The sequence below is a fragment of the Cytobacillus massiliigabonensis genome, from assembly GCF_900199725.1.
GTDB classification, from domain to species: Bacteria; Bacillota; Bacilli; order Bacillales; family Cytobacillaceae; genus Cytobacillus; species Cytobacillus massiliigabonensis.
In genome coordinates this window covers 611,444-634,456 of the sequence record NZ_LT904902.1, presented here as the reverse complement: position 1 = coordinate 634,456, position 23,013 = coordinate 611,444, and the positions used below count along the sequence as shown (strand labels likewise).

The 23,013-nt window shown below is 38.8% G+C and carries 21 protein-coding genes; 16 read left to right on the top strand and 5 right to left on the bottom strand.

What is annotated here, in order from left to right:
• The first annotated feature begins 39 nt into the window (after positions 1-39).
• Positions 40-672, top strand: coding sequence for a phosphatase PAP2 family protein (locus C1726_RS03540; protein WP_102271905.1), 633 nt, complete (start codon positions 40-42; stop codon positions 670-672).
• Positions 673-686: 14 nt separating this feature from the next.
• On the opposite strand, the gene C1726_RS03535 is transcribed toward C1726_RS03540, so the two are convergent.
• On the bottom strand, positions 687-1,184 hold the full coding sequence (locus C1726_RS03535; RefSeq protein WP_102271904.1) for a hypothetical protein: 498 nt from the start codon (positions 1,182-1,184) through the stop codon (positions 687-689).
• Between the two features lie 111 nt (positions 1,185-1,295).
• Between C1726_RS03535 and C1726_RS03530 the strand changes: the two genes are divergently transcribed.
• Positions 1,296-3,536: an AAA domain-containing protein gene (locus C1726_RS03530; RefSeq protein ID WP_102271903.1), complete on the top strand. Its 2,241-nt coding sequence runs from the start codon at positions 1,296-1,298 to the stop codon at positions 3,534-3,536.
• Between the two features lie 27 nt (positions 3,537-3,563).
• On the opposite strand, the gene C1726_RS03525 is transcribed toward C1726_RS03530, so the two are convergent.
• Positions 3,564-4,064, bottom strand: coding sequence for an antibiotic biosynthesis monooxygenase family protein (locus tag C1726_RS03525; protein WP_180968087.1), 501 nt, complete (start codon positions 4,062-4,064; stop codon positions 3,564-3,566).
• Positions 4,065-4,295: 231 nt separating this feature from the next.
• On the opposite strand from C1726_RS03525, the gene hemE reads away from it, so the two are divergent.
• The 5 genes from hemE (at position 4,296) to C1726_RS03500 (ending at position 11,435) form a co-directional block, all read left to right on the top strand.
• Entirely contained in the window at positions 4,296-5,339 is a 1,044-nt protein-coding gene (gene hemE / locus C1726_RS03520; RefSeq protein WP_102271901.1) for a uroporphyrinogen decarboxylase, read from the top strand.
• 90 nt (positions 5,340-5,429) lie between these two features.
• Entirely contained in the window at positions 5,430-6,365 is a 936-nt protein-coding gene (hemH, locus tag C1726_RS03515) for a ferrochelatase (RefSeq protein WP_102271900.1), read from the top strand.
• A 26-nt stretch (positions 6,366-6,391) separates the two neighbouring features.
• Positions 6,392-7,834 carry a protoporphyrinogen oxidase gene (hemY, locus tag C1726_RS03510; RefSeq protein ID WP_102271899.1) on the top strand — a complete coding sequence of 481 codons (1,443 nt, stop codon included), beginning with the start codon at positions 6,392-6,394 and terminating at the stop codon, positions 7,832-7,834.
• 793 nt (positions 7,835-8,627) lie between these two features.
• Positions 8,628-9,203 (top strand): TetR/AcrR family transcriptional regulator, encoded by a 576-nt coding sequence (locus C1726_RS03505; RefSeq protein WP_102271898.1) that lies wholly within the window; start codon positions 8,628-8,630, stop codon positions 9,201-9,203.
• Between the two features lie 66 nt (positions 9,204-9,269).
• Complete coding sequence (locus tag C1726_RS03500; RefSeq protein ID WP_102271897.1) at positions 9,270-11,435, top strand: YhgE/Pip domain-containing protein; 2,166 nt, start codon at positions 9,270-9,272, stop codon at positions 11,433-11,435.
• A 301-nt stretch (positions 11,436-11,736) separates the two neighbouring features.
• Here C1726_RS03500 and yhfH read toward each other — a convergent pair whose 3' ends face one another.
• On the bottom strand, positions 11,737-11,871 hold the full coding sequence (yhfH, locus tag C1726_RS03495) for a protein YhfH (RefSeq protein ID WP_102271896.1): 135 nt from the start codon (positions 11,869-11,871) through the stop codon (positions 11,737-11,739).
• A 212-nt stretch (positions 11,872-12,083) separates the two neighbouring features.
• Here yhfH and C1726_RS03490 point away from each other — a divergent pair, with 212 nt between their 5' ends.
• The 6 genes from C1726_RS03490 to C1726_RS03465 all read left to right on the top strand — a co-directional run bounded on the left by C1726_RS03490 (position 12,084) and on the right by C1726_RS03465 (position 18,248).
• Positions 12,084-12,818, top strand: coding sequence for an MBL fold metallo-hydrolase (locus C1726_RS03490; protein ID WP_102271895.1), 735 nt, complete (start codon positions 12,084-12,086; stop codon positions 12,816-12,818).
• Between the two features lie 13 nt (positions 12,819-12,831).
• Complete coding sequence (locus tag C1726_RS03485; protein WP_102271894.1) at positions 12,832-13,821, top strand: lipoate--protein ligase; 990 nt, start codon at positions 12,832-12,834, stop codon at positions 13,819-13,821.
• A 368-nt stretch (positions 13,822-14,189) separates the two neighbouring features.
• Positions 14,190-14,705, top strand: coding sequence for an RNA polymerase sigma factor (locus tag C1726_RS03480; RefSeq protein WP_102271893.1), 516 nt, complete (start codon positions 14,190-14,192; stop codon positions 14,703-14,705).
• Between the two features lies 1 nt (position 14,706).
• The gene (locus C1726_RS03475; protein WP_102271892.1) at positions 14,707-15,594 is read left to right on the top strand and encodes a DUF3298 and DUF4163 domain-containing protein; all 888 of its coding nucleotides are present in this window, start codon (positions 14,707-14,709) and stop codon (positions 15,592-15,594) included.
• 206 nt (positions 15,595-15,800) lie between these two features.
• Positions 15,801-17,351 (top strand): fatty acid--CoA ligase family protein, encoded by a 1,551-nt coding sequence (locus tag C1726_RS03470; RefSeq protein WP_102271891.1) that lies wholly within the window; start codon positions 15,801-15,803, stop codon positions 17,349-17,351.
• A gap of 120 nt (positions 17,352-17,471) precedes the next feature.
• Entirely contained in the window at positions 17,472-18,248 is a 777-nt protein-coding gene (locus tag C1726_RS03465; RefSeq protein WP_102271890.1) for an enoyl-CoA hydratase-related protein, read from the top strand.
• On the opposite strand, the gene C1726_RS25860 is transcribed toward C1726_RS03465, so the two are convergent.
• On the bottom strand, positions 18,213-19,346 hold the full coding sequence (locus C1726_RS25860; RefSeq protein WP_142385052.1) for a hypothetical protein: 1,134 nt from the start codon (positions 19,344-19,346) through the stop codon (positions 18,213-18,215). The two genes, C1726_RS03465 and C1726_RS25860, sit on opposite strands and share 36 nt — an antisense overlap.
• A 134-nt stretch (positions 19,347-19,480) precedes the next feature.
• Between C1726_RS25860 and C1726_RS03450 the strand changes: the two genes are divergently transcribed.
• Genes C1726_RS03450 through C1726_RS03440 form a run of 3 tightly spaced genes read left to right on the top strand, consistent with a single transcriptional unit; the run spans position 19,481 to position 22,303 of the window.
• The gene (locus C1726_RS03450) at positions 19,481-20,494 is read left to right on the top strand and encodes an ABC transporter substrate-binding protein (protein WP_102272347.1); all 1,014 of its coding nucleotides are present in this window, start codon (positions 19,481-19,483) and stop codon (positions 20,492-20,494) included.
• Between the two features lie 38 nt (positions 20,495-20,532).
• On the top strand, positions 20,533-21,534 hold the full coding sequence (locus C1726_RS03445; RefSeq protein WP_102271887.1) for an ABC transporter permease: 1,002 nt from the start codon (positions 20,533-20,535) through the stop codon (positions 21,532-21,534).
• Positions 21,509-22,303, top strand: a complete 795-nt coding sequence (locus C1726_RS03440; protein WP_102271886.1) for an ABC transporter ATP-binding protein — start codon at positions 21,509-21,511, stop codon at positions 22,301-22,303. The genes C1726_RS03445 and C1726_RS03440 overlap by 26 nt, the downstream gene beginning before the upstream one ends.
• 79 nt (positions 22,304-22,382) lie before the next feature.
• Here the strand turns inward: C1726_RS03440 and C1726_RS03435 are convergent, their stop codons facing one another.
• Positions 22,383-22,934 (bottom strand): helix-turn-helix domain-containing protein, encoded by a 552-nt coding sequence (locus C1726_RS03435; protein WP_102271885.1) that lies wholly within the window; start codon positions 22,932-22,934, stop codon positions 22,383-22,385.
• Positions 22,935-23,013: the final 79 nt, after the last annotated feature.

Below are 23,013 nucleotides of genomic sequence, written 5' to 3'. Positions count from 1 at the left end.
GGTAAATGTTTATTAATATGAGAAGAAGGAGTTAGCAAAATGGAATTTAGAAAATCCAAAATTACTTTTCTATTCATAATTTTAGCGGCATCCTTATCTATTTACTTTTGGGCAGCTGTAAAAAGTGGCGAACCATTAAGATTTGATCAATTTATTTCATTTTTTGTTACAGGAATATTAAAGGAATTTTCTTATCCTTTTTTTACATTAATGGATCGAATAGGTTCTAAATTGGGTATTGGAATGGTTAGTTTACTCTTTATTTTATGGCTATGGATTAAAAAAAGGGATTACTTGGCAATGGCTATCTTTGTTTTTGCTGTTGCTTTTGGCAATGAATTAAATAAATGGCTGAAGAATGCAGCTGGAAGACCCCGTCCTGATTTGGAGCATTTGGTAGCAGTAAAAAGCCTTAGCTTCCCAAGCGGGCATGCAATGATGGGAATGATTCTATATATGATGATTGCTTATATTATCATGAGCGGATTAGAATCAAGAACTTTGAGGTGGCTAATAGGAGTACTTGCAGGAATATGGATTCTTTTTATGGGGATTAGCAGAGTAGTGATGCAAGTCCATTATCCATCAGACGTTGCGGCTGGTTTTGCGATGGGCTTTATTTGGGTAACCATTTGGATTTCTCTATATGAACTATATAAAACAAACTTATAAGAATAGAAAATAAATCATTGCTTACTACGCTTTAGAGCATTAATTTCAAGTTCGGCATCAGCAATTTTTCGATTAATAAAGGTGACATTTGTTTTAAGTGATATGATTTCATTTAATAAGTGTTCATCAGCATGAATGTTTTCAATATGATGTGATCTAATTTGTTCGGAGAGTTTATCAATTTTGTTGTTTAAAATATTGAAGTTTTTATCAAATTTCTGATCTAAATTAGAATATTTACCATTCAGATCATCAAATTTCCGATCTAAATTAGAATATTTACCATTCAGATCATCAAATTTCTGATCTAAATTAGAATATTTACCAATCAGATCATCAGATTTCTGATCTAAATTAGAATATTTACCATTCAAATCATCAGATTTCTGATCTAAATTAGAATACTTTCCATTTAACTCATTGAAGTTTTTATCTACCTTTTGATTAAGAGAAGCTTGTCCTTTCCTTAGCTCTTGTATTTCCCCTAAAATTTGCAATAACACGTGCTCCATTAATAGAACTCCTTTCTTTTTAATAAATCTAAAAAAGACTACAATAATAGTATACCATGTCTCAAAAATTTATTTTATGAAAATGAATATTACTCGTAAAGGAAGTTAGTAATGACTACAACATTGACTTACATAAAGGCTTGGCAAAAGGCGTTAAAGGCTGAGATTCAGCATTTAAAAAAAGAAGGCAGTACAAGATACCTAATGTTAAATGGGCGTTTACTTTCGAAAAAAAATTCCTATATTTATTTTTTTGATTCTCCTTCTTCCATAAAAGTGCCTGTCGGTTCAATGGTTAGAATTGAATGGGGTAAAAAGCTCGCGGATGGTCGGATCCTTTCATCCGAAGGAAAAAGCATCATCATTGAAGTAAATGAAAACTTAGGCACTGTTTTATCTGAAAGTTATCTGCTGTATGATCCATGGGAACTGCTAGATCAGCTTTTTCAACGTTTGGAGGATATGAAGGAAAGCAAGCAGAAAAGAGGAAGAGTCAAAAAGCTGATGGACCCCTCAATGCCTGCAATACACCCGGCTGATAAAATTAAATCCAACGTCCATGAACTCATTCTTCGCTCGAAGTACAATCCCGTCACTTTTGTCTGGGGACCTCCAGGAACAGGAAAGACTTACACACTTGCGAGAGTGATCGCCAATAAATATGTAAAGGAGCAGCGGGTGCTAGTTCTCTCACACAGTAATCAGGCTGTTGATGTACTTATGGCGGAAGTTTCTCTTTTTGTTGAAAAGAAAGGGCATTTACGTGAAGGAGATCTCCTTAGATATGGATCACAAGCAGGGGAAGCGATTCAAAATCGCCCATTTTTAACAGCAAGTCATCTGATAGAAAAACACCATACAAACCTGGCTGAAAACAAAGAAACATTATTAGAAGAACGCCGGTTCATTAAACTGGACTTAGCTAAGTCCTATAGTAAAAGAGATTCAAATCGTCTTCTTGAAATAGAAAAAAAGTTAACAGCCGTGCTTGAGAAAGTTCGCCAAAAAGAACTGGAGTTTTTAAAAGAGGCAAAGATTGTTGGCACAACTTTAGCCAAGGCAGCTAGTGATCCAGCTATTTACGAAAAGGACTTTGATCTCGTGGTCTTGGATGAGGCAAGTATGGCCTATATTCCACAGGCTGCATTTGCAGTAGCACTTGCTAAGCGTGCGATTATTTGCGGGGATTTTAAACAGCTTCCCCCCATTGCGGCAGCACGCCATCCGCTAGTAAGTGAATGGCTGAGAGAAGATATCTTTCATCAATCTGGTGTGTCTGACTGGGTGACAGAGGGGAAACTGCACCCCCATTTATTTCTGCTAAAGGAGCAGAGGAGAATGCACCCAGATATTTCTTCTTTTACCAATCGATTTATATACCATGCGCTTGTCGGAAATCATCGAAGTGTTCTAAAGTCTAGATTGGAAATTTCTAAGAGAATGCCATTTAAAGAAAGTGCTTCCATCCTATTAGATACATCAGGTGCTGGGAGCTTTTGTATGAAAGATCGAGTTTCAAATTCACGAATGAATGTGTGGCATTTGCTCTTATCTGTTCAGTTGATTCATGAGGCTTATTTAGGGGGGATGAAGTCAATTGGTTATGTCACGCCCTACCGCGCCCAAGCCATGCTGCTCGAACAGCTGCTTGATGAATTATTAGGAGATCAGATACATGATGCTGATATCATTGCTGCAACTGTCCATCGCTTTCAAGGCAGTGAACGCGACATGATGATTTTTGATACAGTAGATAGTTATCCACAGGATCGGGCAGGAATGCTTTTAATAGGCAAAGAAAGTGAAAGGCTGCTGAATGTAGCAATCACAAGGACAAAAGGGAAGTTCATACACCTATGTGACTTCGGGTTTGTACGAAATCATGTATATCAAAATAAAATCTGGCGAAAGCTTGCTGAACATCAACGGACAGAAGGAAAAGCCTTCGGTCCAAGTAAAGTTGGCGCTTGGATAAAAAATCAGCATCAAGGATTGCAGTGGATGCATGCGAGAAAGCTTGAGCGAGTGAGGGAAGATATTGCTGGAGCTACTAAAGCCATCACTGTCTCAATACCTACGGGTGGCAGTTTATCGGATGAATGGATAGACATATTAAATAGAAGGGGGAAAAGGGTGGTGCTGACCTTGCTTGCTAGTGAGCAAGTAGGTGATTTGAGTGAAGCGATTCAAATCTCAGATCCGCTTCCTTTCCCATTTATTATTATTGATAATCAATTAATTTGGCTCGGTCTTCCGGTTGAAGCAAATATAAGAGCTTTTCCTCCATTTATTGCTGCTAGAGCTGAGTCCAATCAGCTTATAAATCTTCTTTCTTCATATATTAATGGATAAAAGGAATGACTAAATTTAGTCATCCTTCTACTCGTTTTCTGGAATGAAATATTTTGTAACATAAGCAGAGCCTATTAATAGGTTGGCAGGATTATTGAAAGTTTCAAGTTCTTTTTTGAATGCTGCAAAGGATGTGGAATTCTCCCAATCCGCATATGATTTTTCATTTTGCCATAGTGAAAGGATGACGTAATCACTTCCTTTAAGCGGACGAAGAAATCGAATCGCTGACAATCCACGTTGATTTTTTAAAAGAGTTTTTAACTGATGAAAACGGTGTTCCAATAGAGGTCTTTCTTCTTCAGTTATGGGAATAGTATTCATAACGACAATGCCCTTATTTTCAAATATTCCATTTGAGTCGATCACTTGAAAGGAACGGGGCGTCTTAAAAATGGATGATTGATTTGATTCATGCAATAATAGCGCATTTTCGATATTTTGCATGAGAAACATAGATTCTCCATGATGTTTGTCTTTTATTTTATATAAAAAATTGTAAGTGCCGGTCGTCATGTAAACATACATACGATTCATCCCCTTATTATTTTTTTAAAACTATACGTTAAATATCTTAAGAACATTCATTACCAAAAGGTTAACACCTTATGACAAAATTTCGACATTTTTCATCGTTGTCTATACAAGTATAGCTGAAAACGATACAGTTAGTATGGATGATTAGGTGTCAAAATTTCAAATATCCTTACTTATATATTAAAATGTTAAACAGACAGTTTTGAAAGGTGGATAATTTAAATGGTAAAAATGATAAATGATACTTTTTTACGTGCAGCTAGAGGGGAAAAGACCGAACATGTGCCTGTATGGTATATGCGTCAAGCAGGACGGTCACAGCCGGAATACAGAGCAATTAAAGAGAAATATTCTTTATTTGAAATTACACATCAGCCTGAGCTTTGTGCATATGTGACAAAATTACCTGTTGATCAATATAATAATGATGCTGCCATTCTATATAAAGACATCATGTCACCGCTTCCTGCACTAGGGGTTGAGGTTGAAATAAAGTCAGGTATCGGTCCAGTTATTTCAAATCCTATCCGTTCGGTTGCCGATGTTGAAAAGCTTGGTGAAATTAACCCGGAAGAAGATGTGCCATATGTATTGGATACGATTAAGCTTCTTACACAAGAACAGCTGGAAGTCCCGTTAATCGGTTTTGCAGGTGCACCATTTACGCTTGTGAGCTATATGATCGAGGGCGGTCCGTCAAAGAACTACAATAAAACAAAAGCATTTATGCATGCAGAACCGAAAGCATGGTTTGCTTTAATGGATAAGCTAAGTGAAATGACCATTACATATGTAAAAGCCCAAATTAAAGCAGGTGCAAAAGCAATCCAGATTTTCGATTCTTGGGTTGGTGCGTTGAATGTAGAAGATTATCGCCTATTTATTAAACCAACGATGAACAGAATTTTCTCTTCATTAAGAGAAGAAAATGTGCCTCTAATTATGTTTGGAGTAGGAGCGAGCCATCTTGCAATGGAATGGCATGACCTGCCGCTTGATGTTGTTGGTCTAGATTGGAGATTGCCAATCAAAGAAGCAAGGGAAAGAGGAATTACAAAGGCTGTTCAAGGAAATCTTGATCCAGCACTTCTTCTTGCGCCATGGGAAGTGATCGAAGCGAAGGCAAAAGAAATATTAGATCAAGGAATGGAGCGTCCTGGATATATCTTTAATCTTGGACATGGCGTATTCCCAGATGTAAATCCTGAAACTTTGAAACGTTTAACTGCATTTGTGCATGAGTATTCAGCTTCAAAATTAAGCTAATAGGACTTATCGATCATATTAGTTGGAAATCTTGCGTTTTTTTGACACAATAAAAGACTAGAACTGAAGATTTACAAGAGGTGAATAAGTATGACAAGGAAGAAGATGGGTTTACTTGTAATGGCGTATGGAACGCCTTATAAAGAAGAGGATATTGAGCGTTATTATACTCATATTAGACATGGCAGAAAGCCTACCCCGGAAATGCTTGAGGACTTACGCGGAAGATATGAAGCAATCGGCGGTATTTCTCCGCTTGCAAAAATAACAATGGACCAAGCAAAAGGTCTTGAATCTTACCTAAATGAAATACAAGATGAATATGAATTTGTTATGTATCTTGGGTTAAAGCATATTGAGCCATTTATTGAGGATGCTGTTAAACAAATGAATGAAGATGGAATTGAAGAGGCAGTCAGTCTTGTTCTTGCACCTCATTTTTCCACGTTCAGTGTGAAATCGTATAATGGCCGGGCGAAGGAAGAAGCAGAAAAGCTTGGTGGACCAGTCATTCATTCAGTGGAAAGCTGGTATAATGAGCCGAAATTCATCAAATATTGGGCAGACCGTGTGAAATCAACATTTGAAAGTATGACTGCTGAAGAAAGAGAAAAAGCTGTTCTCATTGTTTCGGCACATAGCTTGCCAGAAAAGATTTTACAATTAGGGGATCCTTATCCGCATCAGCTTAAGGAAACTGCAGATATGATTGCAAGCCAGGCTGGAGTTAAAAACTACGCTGTAGGCTGGCAAAGTGCTGGGAATACACCAGAACCATGGCTTGGGCCTGATGTACAGGATTTAACAAGAGAGCTTTTTGAAAAAGAAGGCTATAAAGCTTTTGTTTATACACCAGTTGGTTTTATCTCAGATCATTTAGAAGTGCTATATGATAATGATTATGAATGTAAAGTCGTTACAGAGGAAATTGGAGCTGCTTATTATCGTCCAGAGATGCCAAATGATCAACCGGAATTTATTGATGCCCTTGCAACGATCATTCAAAACAAATTAGCAGATAAGTGAAACTAATGTAAAGAAGGCGAAGAACTGTGTCGGAAGAACAGAAGAAGGTTATCATTATCGGTGGTGGAATTACAGGTTTAACAACAGCTTACTATTTACAAAAAGAAGCGCGTGAAAAGGGACTGTCACTTGATGTGAAACTTGTTGAAGCCTCACACCGTCTAGGTGGAAAAATGCAGACCGTTGTTAAGGATGGCTTTGTTATTGAAAGAGGTCCCGATTCATTTCTTGCCAGAAAGCAAAGTGCATCTCGCTTAGCTAAAGAGGTTGGCATGGAAAACGAGCTAATCAGAAATACAGCAGGCAAATCATTTGTATTAGCGAGAGAGCGTCTCCATCCGATGCCTGGCGGGTCCATAATGGGGATTCCGACACAGATTGCCCCTTTTATTACAACAGGATTGTTTTCGTTTCCTGGTAAATTGCGTGCTGCAGCAGATTTTGTCCTGCCACGGTCAAACCCTAAGAAAGACCAAGCGCTTGGAGGGTTTTTCCGGAGAAGATTAGGTGATGAGGTTGTTGAAAACTTAATCGAGCCGCTGCTATCGGGAATTTATGCTGGTGATATTGACCATTTAAGCTTAATGTCAACCTTCCCGCAGTTTTATCAAGTGGAACAAAAATATCGGAGCTTGATTTTGGGTATGAAACGATCAACACCATCACAGCCGAAAATGACAGGTGAAAAGAAGGATAAAGGGATGTTCTTAACGTTTAAAATGGGACTGCAGTCATTTGTTGATGCGATTGAAAAGAAATTAGAGCCGCATTCTATCTTAAAGGGAGTCCGGGTTGAAGGGATTGCCAAAAAAGAGGACGGATATGCGCTTGAGTTAGCTGATGGAGAGATGTTAAAGGCAGATAGTGTAGTTTTATCAGTCCCACATCATGTCACGCAGTCAATGTTTAAACAATATCCCCTTTTCAATGTTTTTAAGGAAATGCCTTCTACATCTGTTGCTACAGTTGCTCTTGCCTTTCCTAAAGAGGCGATTGAAAATGATATTGAAGGAACAGGATTTGTTGTATCACGCAATAGTGATTATACGATTACGGCATGTACATGGACACATAAGAAGTGGCCGCATTCTGCTCCAGCTGGAAAGGTTTTGCTGCGATGCTATGTTGGCAGACCTGGAGATGAGGCAGTAGTCGATGTTTCGGATAATGAAATGGTGAAAATCGTCTTAAACGATTTAAACAAAACGATGAATATTACGATGGCTCCCGACTTTGCGGTAGTATCTAGATGGAAGGATTCAATGCCGCAATATACAGTCGGACATAAGGAGCGCATTGACAAGGTAATCAATGAGCTTACAGCAGAACTCCCAGGTGTCTATATTGCAGGGAGCTCCTATGATGGTCTAGGAATGCCTGACTGTATTGATCAAGGTGAAAAGGCTGTTCAGCAAGTATTATCCTTTCTATATAGCAAAAAACAAAAGGCTATCCATTCATGTAAGTAGTTCGCTTCAGAGGTAGAAAAAGAACAAGTGTTTCAGCAAGCGTTAACTTTCCGCTTGCTTTTTTTTATTGTTATATAAGGATTACTAAGCTTTATTATCGAATATAGTTTTGTAGGTAGCACATGTTTCAACTAGCAGGCAATAGTTATTGGTCACATTATAAAATATAAGCATTGTCAATAAACGGAGCGAATTGATTAATCAATGAAATTAATTATCTAGGATCAAGAAGGTTCGTACTGATCAGTTGGAGATCAGGTTGAACAGCACCCGAGCGGATAAGCTTAAAACTCACTTTCAAATAAATAAGATGTCTCGTTCTTAATTGAGTATAGAGCAAAGGTAAAATAAGCGGAGTTTTTCCGCTTAAATGCAAAATGAAGCTCGTTTTAGATGAAATAAGCGGAATTTTTCCGATTATTCATTGCAAAATTCTCCATTTTTTAGTTTTTCGAGCCAATAGGCGGAAATTCTCCGCTTATTTAGGCTTTTTTTATTAATAATTACGAAATAGGCGGAATTTCTCCGTCTATTATGCAAAATTCACTGCGTTTTTTAGTTTAAAAGTATGCCATTTAGCCTGATATCGACCTTGTGTATTCAATTTTTCTACTTTGCAACCGGACTACTAAGTATTCGTAATAGCTTTTTTTTATATTTCTTGTTGCATTTATTAAATACATATGTTAAATTACATATTGTACAAAATGACCGAATTACTCATTTAGTCAATTATTCTTATTTTCAAGCTTCAGCGTGCAGACGCTAATGCATTTCTTAAAGAGGTGAGGGAATGGCAATCGATCGAAAGCAGCTGATTATTGAGGCGGCTACTAAATCCTTTTCATTATTTGGCTTTAAGGCCACAACAATGGATCAGGTTGCAAAGATTGCAAACGTAGGGAAAGGAACGATTTATACCTTTTTTAAAAATAAAGAAGAACTGTTCGATGAAATCATTAGCTCGCTCATTAGTGAAATGAAGAAGGCGGCTGATGAAGCAATGGATTCCAGCCTTTCTTTTCATGAAAAAGTTCATCGTGGTCTTTATCAGATCTTGGAATTCCGCTTAAAGCATCAGCTGACAATAAAGCTCTTCCAAGAGGAGAAGGAAATGGGAACTCCTGCTGTTATGGAGGTTATGATTAAACTAGAGGATGCCATTCTTGGCTATTTGAAGGAGAAAATCGTTGCTGCAATTGAAAAGGGAGAAATCCAAGAATGCAACCCTGAAGTAACAGCATTTATTATGTTAAAGCTTTATGTTGCTCTCATTTTCGATTGGGAAAAGCGCAATGAACCATTAGAAAAGGAAGAAATTGCGAAGTTATTTGAACAGTATATCTTTAAGGGATTATCAAACAGATAGTCCTCGTTTTTTGGAATATATTGACTAAATGAACAAAACAGTCAGTTTAACAAGGAGGCAACAACATTGAGAGAAAGTCTTTTCAAAAAGGAATTGCTGTCTGTTTTGCGGAATAAAAAGCTTCTTATTCCAATAATTGCAGTTCTATTTATTCCGGTATTATACAGCGGTATGTTCCTATGGGCGTTTTGGGATCCTTATGATCATTTGGCAGATTTACCTGTTGCAATTGTAAATGAGGATAAAGGTGCTGATTTTGAAGGGAAAGAGCTGCAGCTTGGAGACGAACTTGTTGATAAATTAAAGGAAAGCGGAGATTTTAATTTTAAGTTTGTTAATAAAGAGCAAGGCTACAAGGATCTTAAAAATCAAAAATATTATATGCTGATTGAAATTCCATCAGAATTTTCATCTAATGCAACCACTTTGCTTGATGATCATCCGGAAAAGTTAAAGCTTGTCTATGTTCCGAATGAAAGCTATAACTTTCTATCTTCGCAAATAGGTGAAACAGCTATTGAAAAAATTAAATCATCTATTTCTGAGAAAATAACCGAAACATATGCAGAAACCATGTTTGATAAGGTGACGGAACTTGCCGATGGAATGGGGCAAGCAAGTGATGGGGCTTCTAAAATAAATGATGGTGCAGCCGAACTGAAGGATGGCTCATCTCTAATTTATGATAAGCTTTCTTTATTAGCTGATAAATCAATTGAATTTAATGATGGAGTAGGAAAAATTAATGACGGCTCTAAGGAGTTAGTTGCTGGTTCAAAAACTTTGGCAGATGGACTTGGTCAACTGCAAGAAGGACAGAATACATTAAAGTCAGCGTCTGATCAATTAAAAGCAGGTCATGAGCAGTTGGCTGCAGGCATTCATCAGACAAAAGAAGGCTTGGGGGCAGTTAAAGAGAAGCTGCCAGCTGTTGTCACTGGTACAGAGCAGATTGGTGCTGGTGCAAAAACACTATCTTCCTCTTTACAACAATGGCAATCTGAAGCGCAAAAAGTAAATGGCGGAATGGCTGTGCTACAAGAAAAACTCCAAGCATTGATTGGCCAGCTTCCTGAAAATTCACCAGAGCGTTTAGAGTTAGAGGGTGCTTTGAATCAGCTTAAAACAGGAACTGCTGAACTTGCCGGAGCTGCTGGCCAGCTTGCTAATGGCGGAAATGAAATAGCTGTTAAAATTGGTGAACTAAACGCAGGCCAGAAACAGCTTCAGCAAGGTGTAAACGAGCTTGCAAAAGGAAGCGAAAAGCTTGAGAGCGGTGCACAAGCAGTTTCGAAGGGACAAAATGAATTCCAAGCAGGAATGAATACATTTAGTGAGAAATTCGCAGATGCGAAGGCAGGCGCAGATCAATTAGCTTCTGGTTCAACTGTATTAGCTGGGGGGCTTGGTCAATTACAAGATGGTTCTTCAGCCATTAAAGATGGAACAGCCCAGCTTAAAGACGGTGCCGGAAAGATAGCTGATGGAAATGCAACATTACATGAAGGTTCAGAGGAATTAGCTAACAAATTAGCTGATGGGGCTGACAAGGCATCATCTGTTCATGCAAATGATGATACTTTCAGTATGATGGCTGGCCCAGTTAAAGTGGATAACGAGAAGATTAATAAGGTACCAAACTATGGAACTGGATTTGCTCCATATTTCTTATCACTTGGTCTATTTGTTGGTGCACTCTTGCTTTCCATTGTCTTTCCATTACGTGAACCAGCAGGCGTGCCTAAGAACGGAATGAGCTGGTTTACAAGTAAATTCCTTATTCTCATGGGAATTGGAATTATTCAAGCGCTAATCTCTGTGTTAATAATGTTTGTCGGATTAAAAATTGAAGTGCAAAGTGTACCTTTATTTATTCTCTTTGCCATCATTACAAGCCTGACATTCATTACATTAATTCAGTTCTTTGTTACAACATTTGGTGATCCTGGACGTTTCATCGCGATCATCATCTTAATTTTGCAATTAACTACTAGTGCGGGTACATTCCCACTTGAGTTAATCCCTAATTTCTTACAGCCAATTAGCTCATTCTTGCCAATGACTTATACTGTTTCAGGCTTCAAGGCAGTTATATCAAGCGGTGACTTTAGCTTTATGTGGCATAATGTAGGAATACTAGCGATATTCATTGTTTTATTTATTGCAGGAACAATTACATTCTTCACAGGCATGCATAAGAAACGTTTTGCTGCTGCAGCTGTTACAGAATAAACGAACAAAACCAGCCGTTTTAAATGAAGCGGCTGGTTTTGTTGTGTTAGTTTATATGTCTAGCTCTAGGCGCCATCGGCTCGAGGCCACAAGCCAAGCCGCCAAGGAGGTTAAAGAACAACCTCCCTGCCGGCTCGTCCTGTGCTTGTCGCCGATAAGCAGGCGTCTTCCGCTTTTCTATGTCTAGCTGCGGTGGCTAGGGGCTCGAGGTCATAAGTCAAGCTGGCTAAAAGGTTAAAGAACAACCTTCCATCCAGCTTGCCTTATGCTTGTCGCCCTTAGGCAAGCCCCCTCCGCTTTTCTATATATCCGATACTCCCATACAATGATCACATTTGTTTCCATAGCATTCATGCTGTTCTTCGATAGGATTCCCACAGTCAACACATTGCTTTGCTGGTAAATTTCTAAAGAAATCTAAAATGTTTTGGATCATTTTAAAAGCCTCCCGGTGGTTTGTGTTTGTTTAGAATAGTAAGATTTCTTTTATTGTATTATAACAGTTGACGCGCGTCAATGGCTGTTTTGATACAAAAATATGGAATATGAAAAAAATGGCTAATTCAGGTATATTAGTAATGATTAAATGTTTTCCATTTCAATTATTAGGTGAAAATAACGAAGAAATAGGTTGAAGGAGGAGAAATAATGAAGTTTACAGTGATCGGCTGCTGGGGCGGGTATCCAAAAGCAGATGAAGCGAGCTCAGGGTATTTACTAGAACACGATGGTTTTCAATTAATGCTTGATTTCGGGAGCGGTGTCCTTGCAAAAATGCAAAAGATCATCCAGCCGGAGGATATTGATGGGGTCATTCTTTCTCATTATCATCCGGATCATATTGCAGATATTGGTGTACTGCAGCATGCCCGTCTTATTCAAGGTTTTTTAGGCAAGAAGACGGAATGTCTTCCTATTTATGGTCATGGGATGGATGAACATGAATTTTCCAAATTAACGTATAAAGAGATTACTAAGGGGATTGCCTATCAAACAGATCAAACTTTAAAAATTGGTCCATTTGCGATACAATTTTTACAGACGGATCATCCTGTTCCATGCTTTGCGATGAGAATTGAGGCGGATGGAAAATCCCTTGTGTATACTGCGGATACATCATACAAAGAAGAATTCGTTCCTTTTTGCAATGGAGCGGATTTATTAGTGTGTGAATGTAATTTTTATAAGCATCAGAATGGCAAGAATGCTGGACATATGACAAGCTATGATGCAGGAACTTTAGCACAAAAAGCAAATGTCAAAAAACTTTTGCTTACTCATCTGCCGCATTACGGGAATATTGAGCAATTAAAGGAAGAAGCTGCGGATATGTACAGCGGGTCAATTGCGCTTGCTGCCTATCAATGGTCTGTTAAATTATAAGGAGTGAATCAATATGCTATTTATCGATAACAAAGGGATTAATGATCCAAGAATTAATTTAGCGATTGAAGAATACGCATTAAAAAATTTAGATATTAACGAGACGTATTTGCTTTTTTACATAAATGAGCCATCCATCATTATTGGGAAAAACCAGAATACAATTGAAGAAATTAATACGGAGTATGTGGAAAGCAACGGCATCCACGTCGTTCGCCGATTATCTGGCGGTGGCGCAGTGTACCACGATTTAGGCAATTTGAACTTCAGCTTCATTACAAAAGACGATGGGGAGAGCTTCCATAATTTCCGAAAGTTTACTGAGCCTGTGGTTGACGCATTAAGAAAGTTAGGGGTAGATGCAGAACTTAGCGGCAGGAATGACCTTACTGTTGAAGGCAGAAAAATTTCAGGGAATGCTCAATTCTCCACTAAGGGCAGAATGTTTAGCCACGGTACACTTATGCTTGATTCCGAAATTGACAGTGTTGTTTCAGCATTAAAGGTCAAAAAGGATAAAATTGAATCGAAGGGAATCAAATCGATTCGCAGCCGTGTTGCAAATATTTCTGAGTTTTTAAAAGAGAAAATTACGATGGAAGAATTCCGTGCCTTATTGCTTGAAAATATTTTTGGCGGCAAGGATCAAATTGAAGAGTATGTTCTTACAGACGAAGACTGGGAAAATATTCATCAGTTATCGAAGGAAAGATATCAGAATTGGGACTGGAATTACGGGAAATCTCCAAAATTCAATTTGCAGCATTCTCATCGTTTCCCAGTTGGCGGCATAGATATTCGACTGGACGTGGATAAAGGCAAAGTTGAAAATTGCAAAATATATGGTGACTTTTTCGGTGTAGGCGATGTTAGTGATATTGAAAATCAATTAATTGGCACTCGCTACGAAAAGGCAGAGTTAGAAAAAGCACTTGAAGATATTGATATTAAACATTATTTCGGAAATATTACGAAAGAAGATTTCCTACAATTAATATACTAAAATTCATGAGAGTGTTCCTTACGGGGAACGCTTTTTTTAATGAGCAAAAGTCAATAATAAGGCTCTCTTTTAAAAGATAGTTGTTTTTGAAAAGGAGGTATGAAGAACTATTTACAAAAAAAGTTGGTTGATTGGAGCAGAAGGTGCGAGACTCCTGCGGGAAGTGTGGGACAGCTGAGATCCCACAGGCGCTAGCGCCGAGGAGGCTCAGCGCCCACCCCGCGGAAAGCGAGTGCCTGGAGCGGAAATCAACCACTACCCCACTACGTATTTAAATAGCAATAATAAAAAGCTAAAACTTTTTACCACTGATGATGCGTCTTTAAAGTGTATACAAATTAATAGCAATAAAGGAGCCTTTTTGCGACATGGGAAAGAAAAGTAGAATAAACCAGGATGAATTATTTACAACATTTATTAGGGAGAACAAGGAGAATTTTTATCGGCTAGCCTTCAGCTATGTGAAAAATTCTGAGGATGCTTTAGATATCGTACAAGATTCGATCCATAAAGCAATTGTCTCCATTGATTCTCTTCAGGATTTAAAAACGCTTAAAAGCTGGTTTTATAGAATAGTGGTCAATACTTCCTTAGATTTTCTCAGAAAACATAAACGAGTCAGTATCGTGGATGCAGAGACAATGGAATTTATTAGCTCAGGCAGTGAGGATCATTATGAAAATATTGATTTAGAAAGGGCTATGGATCAATTAGCGCCTGAATACAAAAGCATTATTGTTTTACGTTTTTTTGAGGATCTGAAAATTGAAGAAGTAGCTGATGTTCTCAATGAAAATGTGAATACGATAAAAACAAGATTGTATAAAGCATTGAAGCTATTACGCATCGAATTGAACGATGAAGTCATTAAGGGGGCAAACTAGAATGGACAAAAAATTAGAGCAGCTAAAAACAGAGTATAAAAATATACAAATACCAGATGAATTGGAATTCATTGTCGAGAGGGCACTATTGAAAGGAAAGAAGAAGAAAAAGAAAAATGGGTATAAGTGGGTGGCTGGGACGGCTGCAGCTGCTGTTCTTTTTATCGGAGGTTTGAATATTAGCCCAGCAATGGCCAGCACTTTAGCAGAAATGCCTGTCGTTGGGAGTATAGTAAAAGTATTAACCTTTACAGAATATAAAGTGGATAAGGATAAATACCAAGCAGACATAAAAGTGCCGGCCGTTTCAGATTTAGAGAATGGAGAGTTATCTCAAAGTCTGAATGAAAAATATTTAAAAGAGGGAAAAGAACTGTATGATGAATTCATGGTTGATATGAAGGATCTAGAGAAGAATGGCGGCGGGCATTTAGGTGTTGATAGCGGCTATGAGGTGAAAACAGATAACGATCAGATCTTATCAATTGGCAGATATGTTGTAAATACAGTTGGTTCGTCTTCAACAACCATGTCATACGATACTATCGATAAGAAAAATCAAATCTTATTAAGCTTACCCATGTTATTTAAAAATGATAGCTATGTGAATACAATTAGTGAGAGTATTAAAGAACAAATGCGTGAACAAATGAAGGCTGATGAGAATAAAATCTATTGGGTATCTAATGCTGGTTTAGAAGACGAAGAACTTACTGAGCTTTTCGAAACCATTAACAAAGAGCAAAACTTCTATATTAATAATGAAGGGAAACTAGTCATATCCTTTGATGAGTACGAAGTAGCTCCTGGATATATGGGAGTTGTTGAGTTTATCATTCCGACAGAAATAATTTCGGACATTTTAGTTAGCGATGAATATATTCATTAATATAAAAACCGAACGGTCACACCCGTTCGGTTTTTTATAACTTTATATTAATATAAAAATTCGGATTTGTAGAAGTAAGAATAACTTGAATATTTCCATTAAAAACTTTTTTGCTTGAATACATAACTTTCTTTCAATATAATATATTTAGAAAATTATTTAAATAAAATGAATGACTATTCATTCATCAGAAGGGGGAAAGAGTAATGAATTTAACAAAACAGCTTCATGAAACCGCACGAACTAAGGGGGACAAACCAGCATATTATTTTATGGACCAATCAAGTACATATGCAGAACTAGACGGAGCCGTTACGAAATTTGCTTCTGGTCTAGAACAATTAGGAGTCAAAAAAGGGGATCATATTGCTTTATTGTTAGGAAATTCTCCACACTTTGTGATTGCTCTGCATGGAGCACTTCGTTTAGGAGCAACAGTTATACCAATCAACCCGATTTATACTCCTGATGAAATTGGCTATATCGTTAATAATGGTGATGTAAAGGCAGTTGTAGCCCTTGATTTGCTGCTTCCTTTAGTTGAAAAAATGCATCCTGCTTTGCCGAAAGTAGAGAACTATATTATTTGTGAAACACCTCAGGGGAAGGAAACTGGCGTTGATCTAACTAGCCTTTCAGTGTTCTTTAAATTGAAATCGTTTTCACAAGTGCTGGCATCGGGTGATTTAAGCTTTAAAGGACCAGATTTAGAAGATGATGAAGTTGCAATCATCCTTTATACTTCAGGCACCACAGGCAAGCCAAAGGGCGCGATGCTGACTCATAAAAATCTTTATAGTAATGCAAAGGATGTTAGTGACTATTTGCATATGAATGAAGATGATCGAGTGGTTACGACGCTGCCAATGTTTCATGTCTTTTGTTTAACCGTTGCCCTAAATGCCCCGCTGATGAATGGAGCAACAATCATTATCGATCCGAAATTCAGTCCTAAGGAAATGTTCAGGCTTGTTGAGGCATATAAGCCAACTGTATTTGCTGGTGTTCCAACAATGTATAATTTCCTTCTACAATATGCGCAAAGCTATGGTGGGGACTTAAGCTCGCTAAGGCTTTGTATTTCTGGCGGATCGGCGATGCCAGTTGCGCTATTAAAGAACTTTGAACAGACATTTAATGTGCTGATTTCTGAAGGATACGGTCTTTCAGAAGCATCCCCTGTCACATGCTTCAACCCGCTGGATAGACCAAGAAAAGCAGGCTCAATTGGGCAATCGATTGTGAATGTCGAGAATAAAGTTGTCAATGAGCTCGGTGATGAAGTCCCTGTCGGTGAGGTAGGGGAATTGATTGTCCGCGGTCCGAATGTGATGAAGGGCTACTACAAAATGCCTGAAGAATCCGCAGCAACGATTAAAGATGGCTGGCTTTATACAGGCGATTTAGCGCGAATGGATGAGGAAGGCTATTTTTATATCGTTGATAGGAAAAAGGAGCTAATCATTGTTGGCGGCTATAATGTGTATCCAAGGGAAGTAGAAGAGGTGCTATATGACCATCCGGATGTTGTTGAGGCAGCTGTAATCGGTGTCCCTGATCCAAATCTCGGTGAAGCTGTTCGGTGCTATGTAGTTAAGAAGAATTCAAGCTTAACTGAAAGTGAGCTGATGGACTATTGTACACAGCATTTGGCGAAATATAAACTCCCTTCTTCTATTGAATTTTTAGAGGAGCTTCCGAAAAACACAACTGGAAAAATTTTGAGAAGAGCGTTGAAAACTCAAGTTTTACAATAGGTTTTAACAGGTACAGGCATGGATCAAATGATTCCTGCCTGTTTTTTCTGAATTTTGAAGGAAATCACATCTATTTTCACGAATTGGAAGAGGAAGCTAATAATAGGGAGTGGATTATTTTTGAGTTCAATCATTGTTGAATTGAAAAAGCATATTGCAGTGGTTACGATTAATCGCCCAGATGCATTGAATGCTTTTAACTATGAGACTTTATCAGAGCTTCAGGATTCTATCGAAAAATTACGTACGAATCCCGAGGTTCGCATTGTTATTTTTACTGGATCAGGTGAAAAAGCATTCAGTGTAGGTGCTGATTTGAAGGAACGTAAAACGTTATCAGATGTGGAGGTACGCAGAAATATCTATAAGATAGGAGAAGTGTTTTCACTTATTGATCAGCTCCCTCAGCCAACGATTGCTGCGATAAATGGATTCGCATTCGGTGGAGGGATGGAACTTGCATTATCCTGTGATTTCCGAATTGCTGTTTCAAGTGCCAAGATGGGATTAACAGAAACGAGCCTAGCAATCATTCCTGGGGCTGGCGGAACACAAAGACTGCCGCGATTAATTGGTCAAGCAAAGGCGCTAGAATTAATTTTAACAGCTAAACGTTTAAGTGCAGAAGAAGCATTTACTTATGGATTAGTAACTAAGATAACAGATCCGGAAAATCTAATCGAAACATGCTTTGAGCTTGCCGAACAAATGCTGGCGAACGGTCCACTAGCCCTTCAGCAAGCAAAATTTGCGGTCAAACAAGGGATGAATGTAGACTTGCAGACAGGCTTACAAATCGAAAGAAAGGCATACGAAGTTATTATTCCGACAGAAGATCGGATCGAGGCACTTCAAGCCTTTTCAGAAAAAAGAAAGCCAGAATTTAAAGGAAAATAAGAACACGGCCATTGCTGCCGTGTTTTTTTTATTGGTAGCTATGAAGCGCCCATGACGCCCGAAATTAGGAGAATCGGAAAAATAGGTAGTTATGAAGCGCTCATAGCGCCCGAAATTAGGAGAATCGGAAAAATAGGTAGCTATGAAGCGCTCATAGCGCCCGAAATTAGGAGCTACAGAAAAAATGGCAGCCATGAAGCGCTCATGACGCCCGAAATTAGGAGAAGCGGAAAAATAGGTAGCTATGAAGCGCTCATAGCGCCCGAAATTAGGAGCAGTGAAAAAATAGGTAGCTATGAAGCGCCCATGACGCCCGAAATTAGGAGCAGCAGAAAAAATGGTAGCCATGAAGCGCCCATGACGCCCGAAATTAGGAGAATCGGAAAAATAGGAAGCTATGAAGCGCTCATAGCGCCCGAAATTAGGAGCAGTGAAAAAAATGGTAGCTATGAAGTGCCTATAGCGCCCGTAAACAGGAGAATCGGAAAAATAGGTAGCCATGAAGCGCTCATGACGCCCGAAATTAGGTGAATCGGAAAAATAGGTAGCTATGAAGCGCTCATAGCGCCCGAAAACAGGAGAATCGGAAAAATAGGTAGCCATGAAGCGCTCATGACGCCCGAAATTAGGTGAATCGGAAAAATAGGTAGCTATGAAGCGCTCATAGCGCCCGAAATTAGGAGCTACAGAAAAAATGGTAGCCATGAAGCGCCCATGACGCCCGAAATTAGGAGAAGCGGAAAAATAGGAAGCTATGAAGCGCTCATAGCGCCCGAAATTAGGAGCAGTGAAAAAATAGGTATCTATGAAGCGCCCATGACGCCCGAAATTAGGAGAAGCGGAAAAATAGGTATCTATGAAGCGCTCATAGCGCCCGAAATTAGGAGCAGTGAAAAAAATGGTAGCCATGAAACGCCCATGACGCCCGAAATTAGGAGCAGTGAAAAAAATGGTAGCCATGAAGCGCTCATGACGCCCGAAATCAAGAGAAGCGGAAAAATAGGTAGCTATGAAACGCTCATAGCGCCCGAAATTAGGAGCTACAGAAAAAATGGTAGCCATGAAACATTTGATAGTTTGATTGTTTTGAATAGGCATGTGCTCTCTTAGCTGCAATTTTTAATAATTTTTTGAAAATAGTAAAAAGTACTTGTGTTTCTGTCATTAATAGACTTATAATTTAGTGAATAAAAGCATAAAAGCGTTTAAGTATAAAAGGGGTGCTATAAATGATGCTAAAGAAAATAAAATTGGTGGCAGCAGCTGGTTTAGTAGGTGTCACGCTATTGAGTGGATGTGGCAGTGAAAGTACGGAAGGAAATGCTCCAGATGGTGAAAAGGGGAAAACATACAAAATTGGCTTAACCCAATTTGCTGAACACCCATCACTTGATGCAGCAACAGAAGGATTTAAAAAAGCATTGGAGGATGAAGGGTTTAAAGAGGGTGAAAATGTTGAATATGATTTCCAAAATGCGCAAGGAGATATGAATAATACACAGACGATTGCGAATAACTTCGTTGGTGATAAGGTTGATTTAATCTTTGCTAATGCAACGCCAAGTGCTGTGAGTGCTTTAAATGCAACGAAGGATATTCCAATTCTTTTCACTTCTGTAACTGATCCGATTGGTGCCGGGTTAGTGGAAGCATTAGATAAACCAGGAAACAATATTACAGGAACAACAGATAACCATCCAGATGGAACAGCGAAAACGATTCAGTTTATTGTTGAAGAGACAGGAGCAAAAAATATTGGAGTTATCTTTAATGCAGGGGAACAAAATTCTGAGGTGCAGGTGGAACAGGTAAGGTCGCTAGCTGAGGAAAAGGGCGCTACTGTAGTTGAAGCGTCAGTGTCCACTTCAGCAGAGGTGAAACAAGCTGCTGAGTCCTTAGTCGGACGGGTCGATGCCATCTATGTACCGACAGATAATACAGTTGTATCAGCGCTAGAATCCGTTATTTCAGTTGCGAATAGTGAGAAGATCCCATTATTTGTTGGTGAATTGGATTCAATGGAACGGGGTGCGATTGCTGCGAGCGGATTTAGCTATCATGATCTTGGCTATCAAACAGGAAAAATGGCAGCGGAAATTTTAAAAGGAAATAAAAAGGTATCTGATATTCCGGTCGAGCTGCCTGGAAGTTTAAAGCTAGTTATTAATAAAAAAGCTGCTGAGGCACAAGGACTTGAAGTGAAAGAAGAATGGGCAGAAATCGCAGAATTTTTCGAAGGTAAATAGTAAAAATTCTTACACTTCAGTCAGAAAGGATGAGAACAATGCCAACAGCGATTTTTGGTTCGATAGAAGCAGGCGCCATCTATGCATTAATGGCATTAGGTGTTTATCTATCATTCAGAATACTTGATTTCCCTGATCTAACTGTAGATGGAAGCTTTGTAACAGGCGCAGCTGTGGCAGCTGTCCTAATTGTTGGTGGGACAGACCCATTTGTTGCGACGCTTGCAGCCATACTTTCCGGATTTGCAGCAGGCTGCATTACAGGGCTTCTTCATACGAAGGGAAAGATAAATCCGCTTTTATCAGGAATTCTTATGATGATTGCCTTGTATTCTATTAATTTACGAATAATGGGGAAATCAAATGTTCCCCTACTTGCCGAAGAGACGGTAATGACAAAATTAACAGCCTTTTGGAAGAGTCTCGGATTGGATGACACGCTGCAAGCATTATTTTCAGCTGCAGGCTTTGTACCGAATACATGGGGCATTCTTATCTTCATGCTAATTCTAGTTTTTATAGTTAAAGTAATCATCGATCTATTTTTAAAAACAGATATCGGTCTTGCGATTCGCGCAACTGGAAATAATGAGACGATGATTCGCAGCTTTTCTGCGGATACCGATTTACTGAAGATCATGGGTCTTGGCCTTTCCAATGCACTTGTTGCATTTTCAGGTGCTTTAGTTGCGCAGTATAACGGGTTTAGTGATGTTGGGATGGGAATCGGTATGATAGTTATCGGTCTTGCCTCAGTCATTATTGGTGAAGCAATTTTCGGAGCCAAAACGATTGTTAGGGCAACATTGGCTGTCATTGGCGGTGCTATTTTGTATCGGATCATTGTTACAGCAGCACTTCGGGTTGAATTTCTTGAAGCTGGAGATATGAAGCTTATAACTGCAATAATTGTTGTATGTGCGCTAATCATCCCTAAAATTCTTGAAAAGCAAAGGGAAAGACAGCGGAAAAAGCGCCGGGCAGTTCAAAAAGCTTATGAGGGTGGTGAACAGCTTGCTGCAATTAAAACAGATTCATAAAGTCTTTAATGAAGGAACACCTGATGAAAAAATGGCTTTAAAAAATATGGAACTGCACTTAAAACCTGGCGACTTCATGACCGTAATCGGCAGTAATGGTGCAGGTAAGTCAACACTTATGAATCTAATTTCGGGAAAGATGACGCCAGATTTAGGAGAAGTAATCATTGATGGGAAAGATGTCACGGCGGTAAAAGAGCATAAACGGTCTAGATTAATTGGGCGCGTCTTTCAGGATCCGATGGCGGGTACTGCACCGGCTATGACAATCGAAGAAAATCTCGCCATTGCCTTTTCAAGAACAGCCTCCCGGGGATTTAAAAAAGGTGTGACGAAAGCGAGGAGAAGCTTTTTTCAGGAAAAGCTTGAATCGCTTCATCTCGGATTGGAAAATCGCCTGCAGGCAAAGGTTGGTTTATTATCAGGCGGAGAAAGACAGGCGCTGTCTTTATTAATGGCGACATTTACTGAGCCGAAAATCCTTCTTCTTGATGAACATACTGCAGCCCTTGATCCCGCTCGTGCAGAACTGATTACTGCGCTAACGAAAGAAATTGTGAAGACCTATCAGCTTACCACTCTGATGGTGACTCATAATATGCAGCAGGCATTGGATCTAGGGAACCGTTTGATCATGATGGATAAAGGGCAGTTAATTTTTCATGCAAATGAAGTACAAAAACAAAATTTAACAATTGAAAAGCTTTTAGAGGAATTCCAACAGATTCGCGGAGAAAAGTTGAGCAGTGATAAAGCAGTACTTATTTGAAAAAGTGCTAGACAAACCGCAAACATTTGTTTTTTCATAATATAAAGGCATATCACACGACCCGTGATATGCCTTTATATTATGGATAATACATGACCACCTGAAGTCTTATACCCTCTGTTCCACTATTTTTATATGTATGTGCTTTGTTTGCTAAGAAACGGAGTGAGTTCCCTTGCTCGATTCGGATTTTCTGCTCACCGATATGCATTTCGAGTTTGCCGCTCATGACGGTAACGTATTCCTCTACCCCCTCATTATGTTTATCCGCTGTATGCTGACAGCCTGGTTCGATTTCTACGATAAATATTTCGAACTTCTTTCGCGGGTCAAATGGAAAAGTTGGATATACCCGATAATTTCCATTACATTCGATAATTGGTGAAATAGACTGTAAATCAACATGAAGAACTTCTGAAGGCTTTTCACTAATTAAAGAAGAAAAAGAGACTTGAAGTCCTGTCGCAATTTTCCATAATGTTGTGACGGTTGGATTGGATTCCCCGCGCTCTATTTGACCTAGCATGGCCTTGCTGACTCCTGTAACATCAGCAGCAGTATCCAAACTATATCCTCTTGTTTTACGAATATTCCTTAGGTTGACTCCAATATTTTTTTGAATATTCTCCATTATTTCCTCCGGAATGGTTGTTTATTATAACGCACATATGTATAATATAACTAATTAATCGTGTATTATACTATCTATT

Coding starts and splice junctions, on each gene's coding strand:
- C1726_RS03535 (WP_102271904.1), bottom strand. CDS start 1,184: ATGGAGCACGTGTTATTGCAAATTTTAGGGGAAATACAAGAGCTAAGG.
- C1726_RS03505 (WP_102271898.1), top strand. CDS start 8,628: ATGGCAATCGATCGAAAGCAGCTGATTATTGAGGCGGCTACTAAATCC.
- C1726_RS03450 (WP_102272347.1), top strand. CDS start 19,481: ATGCTAAAGAAAATAAAATTGGTGGCAGCAGCTGGTTTAGTAGGTGTC.
- C1726_RS03530 (WP_102271903.1), top strand. CDS start 1,296: ATGACTACAACATTGACTTACATAAAGGCTTGGCAAAAGGCGTTAAAG.
- hemH (WP_102271900.1), top strand. CDS start 5,430: ATGACAAGGAAGAAGATGGGTTTACTTGTAATGGCGTATGGAACGCCT.
- C1726_RS03470 (WP_102271891.1), top strand. CDS start 15,801: ATGAATTTAACAAAACAGCTTCATGAAACCGCACGAACTAAGGGGGAC.
- yhfH (WP_102271896.1), bottom strand. CDS start 11,871: ATGATCCAAAACATTTTAGATTTCTTTAGAAATTTACCAGCAAAGCAA.
- C1726_RS03480 (WP_102271893.1), top strand. CDS start 14,190: ATGGGAAAGAAAAGTAGAATAAACCAGGATGAATTATTTACAACATTT.
- hemE (WP_102271901.1), top strand. CDS start 4,296: ATGGTAAAAATGATAAATGATACTTTTTTACGTGCAGCTAGAGGGGAA.
- C1726_RS03475 (WP_102271892.1), top strand. CDS start 14,707: ATGGACAAAAAATTAGAGCAGCTAAAAACAGAGTATAAAAATATACAA.
- C1726_RS03525 (WP_180968087.1), bottom strand. CDS start 4,064: ATGTATGTTTACATGACGACCGGCACTTACAATTTTTTATATAAAATA.
- C1726_RS25860 (WP_142385052.1), bottom strand. CDS start 19,346: ATGCCTATTCAAAACAATCAAACTATCAAATGTTTCATGGCTACCATT.
- C1726_RS03540 (WP_102271905.1), top strand. CDS start 40: ATGGAATTTAGAAAATCCAAAATTACTTTTCTATTCATAATTTTAGCG.
- C1726_RS03490 (WP_102271895.1), top strand. CDS start 12,084: ATGAAGTTTACAGTGATCGGCTGCTGGGGCGGGTATCCAAAAGCAGAT.
- C1726_RS03435 (WP_102271885.1), bottom strand. CDS start 22,934: ATGGAGAATATTCAAAAAAATATTGGAGTCAACCTAAGGAATATTCGT.
- C1726_RS03485 (WP_102271894.1), top strand. CDS start 12,832: ATGCTATTTATCGATAACAAAGGGATTAATGATCCAAGAATTAATTTA.
- C1726_RS03445 (WP_102271887.1), top strand. CDS start 20,533: ATGCCAACAGCGATTTTTGGTTCGATAGAAGCAGGCGCCATCTATGCA.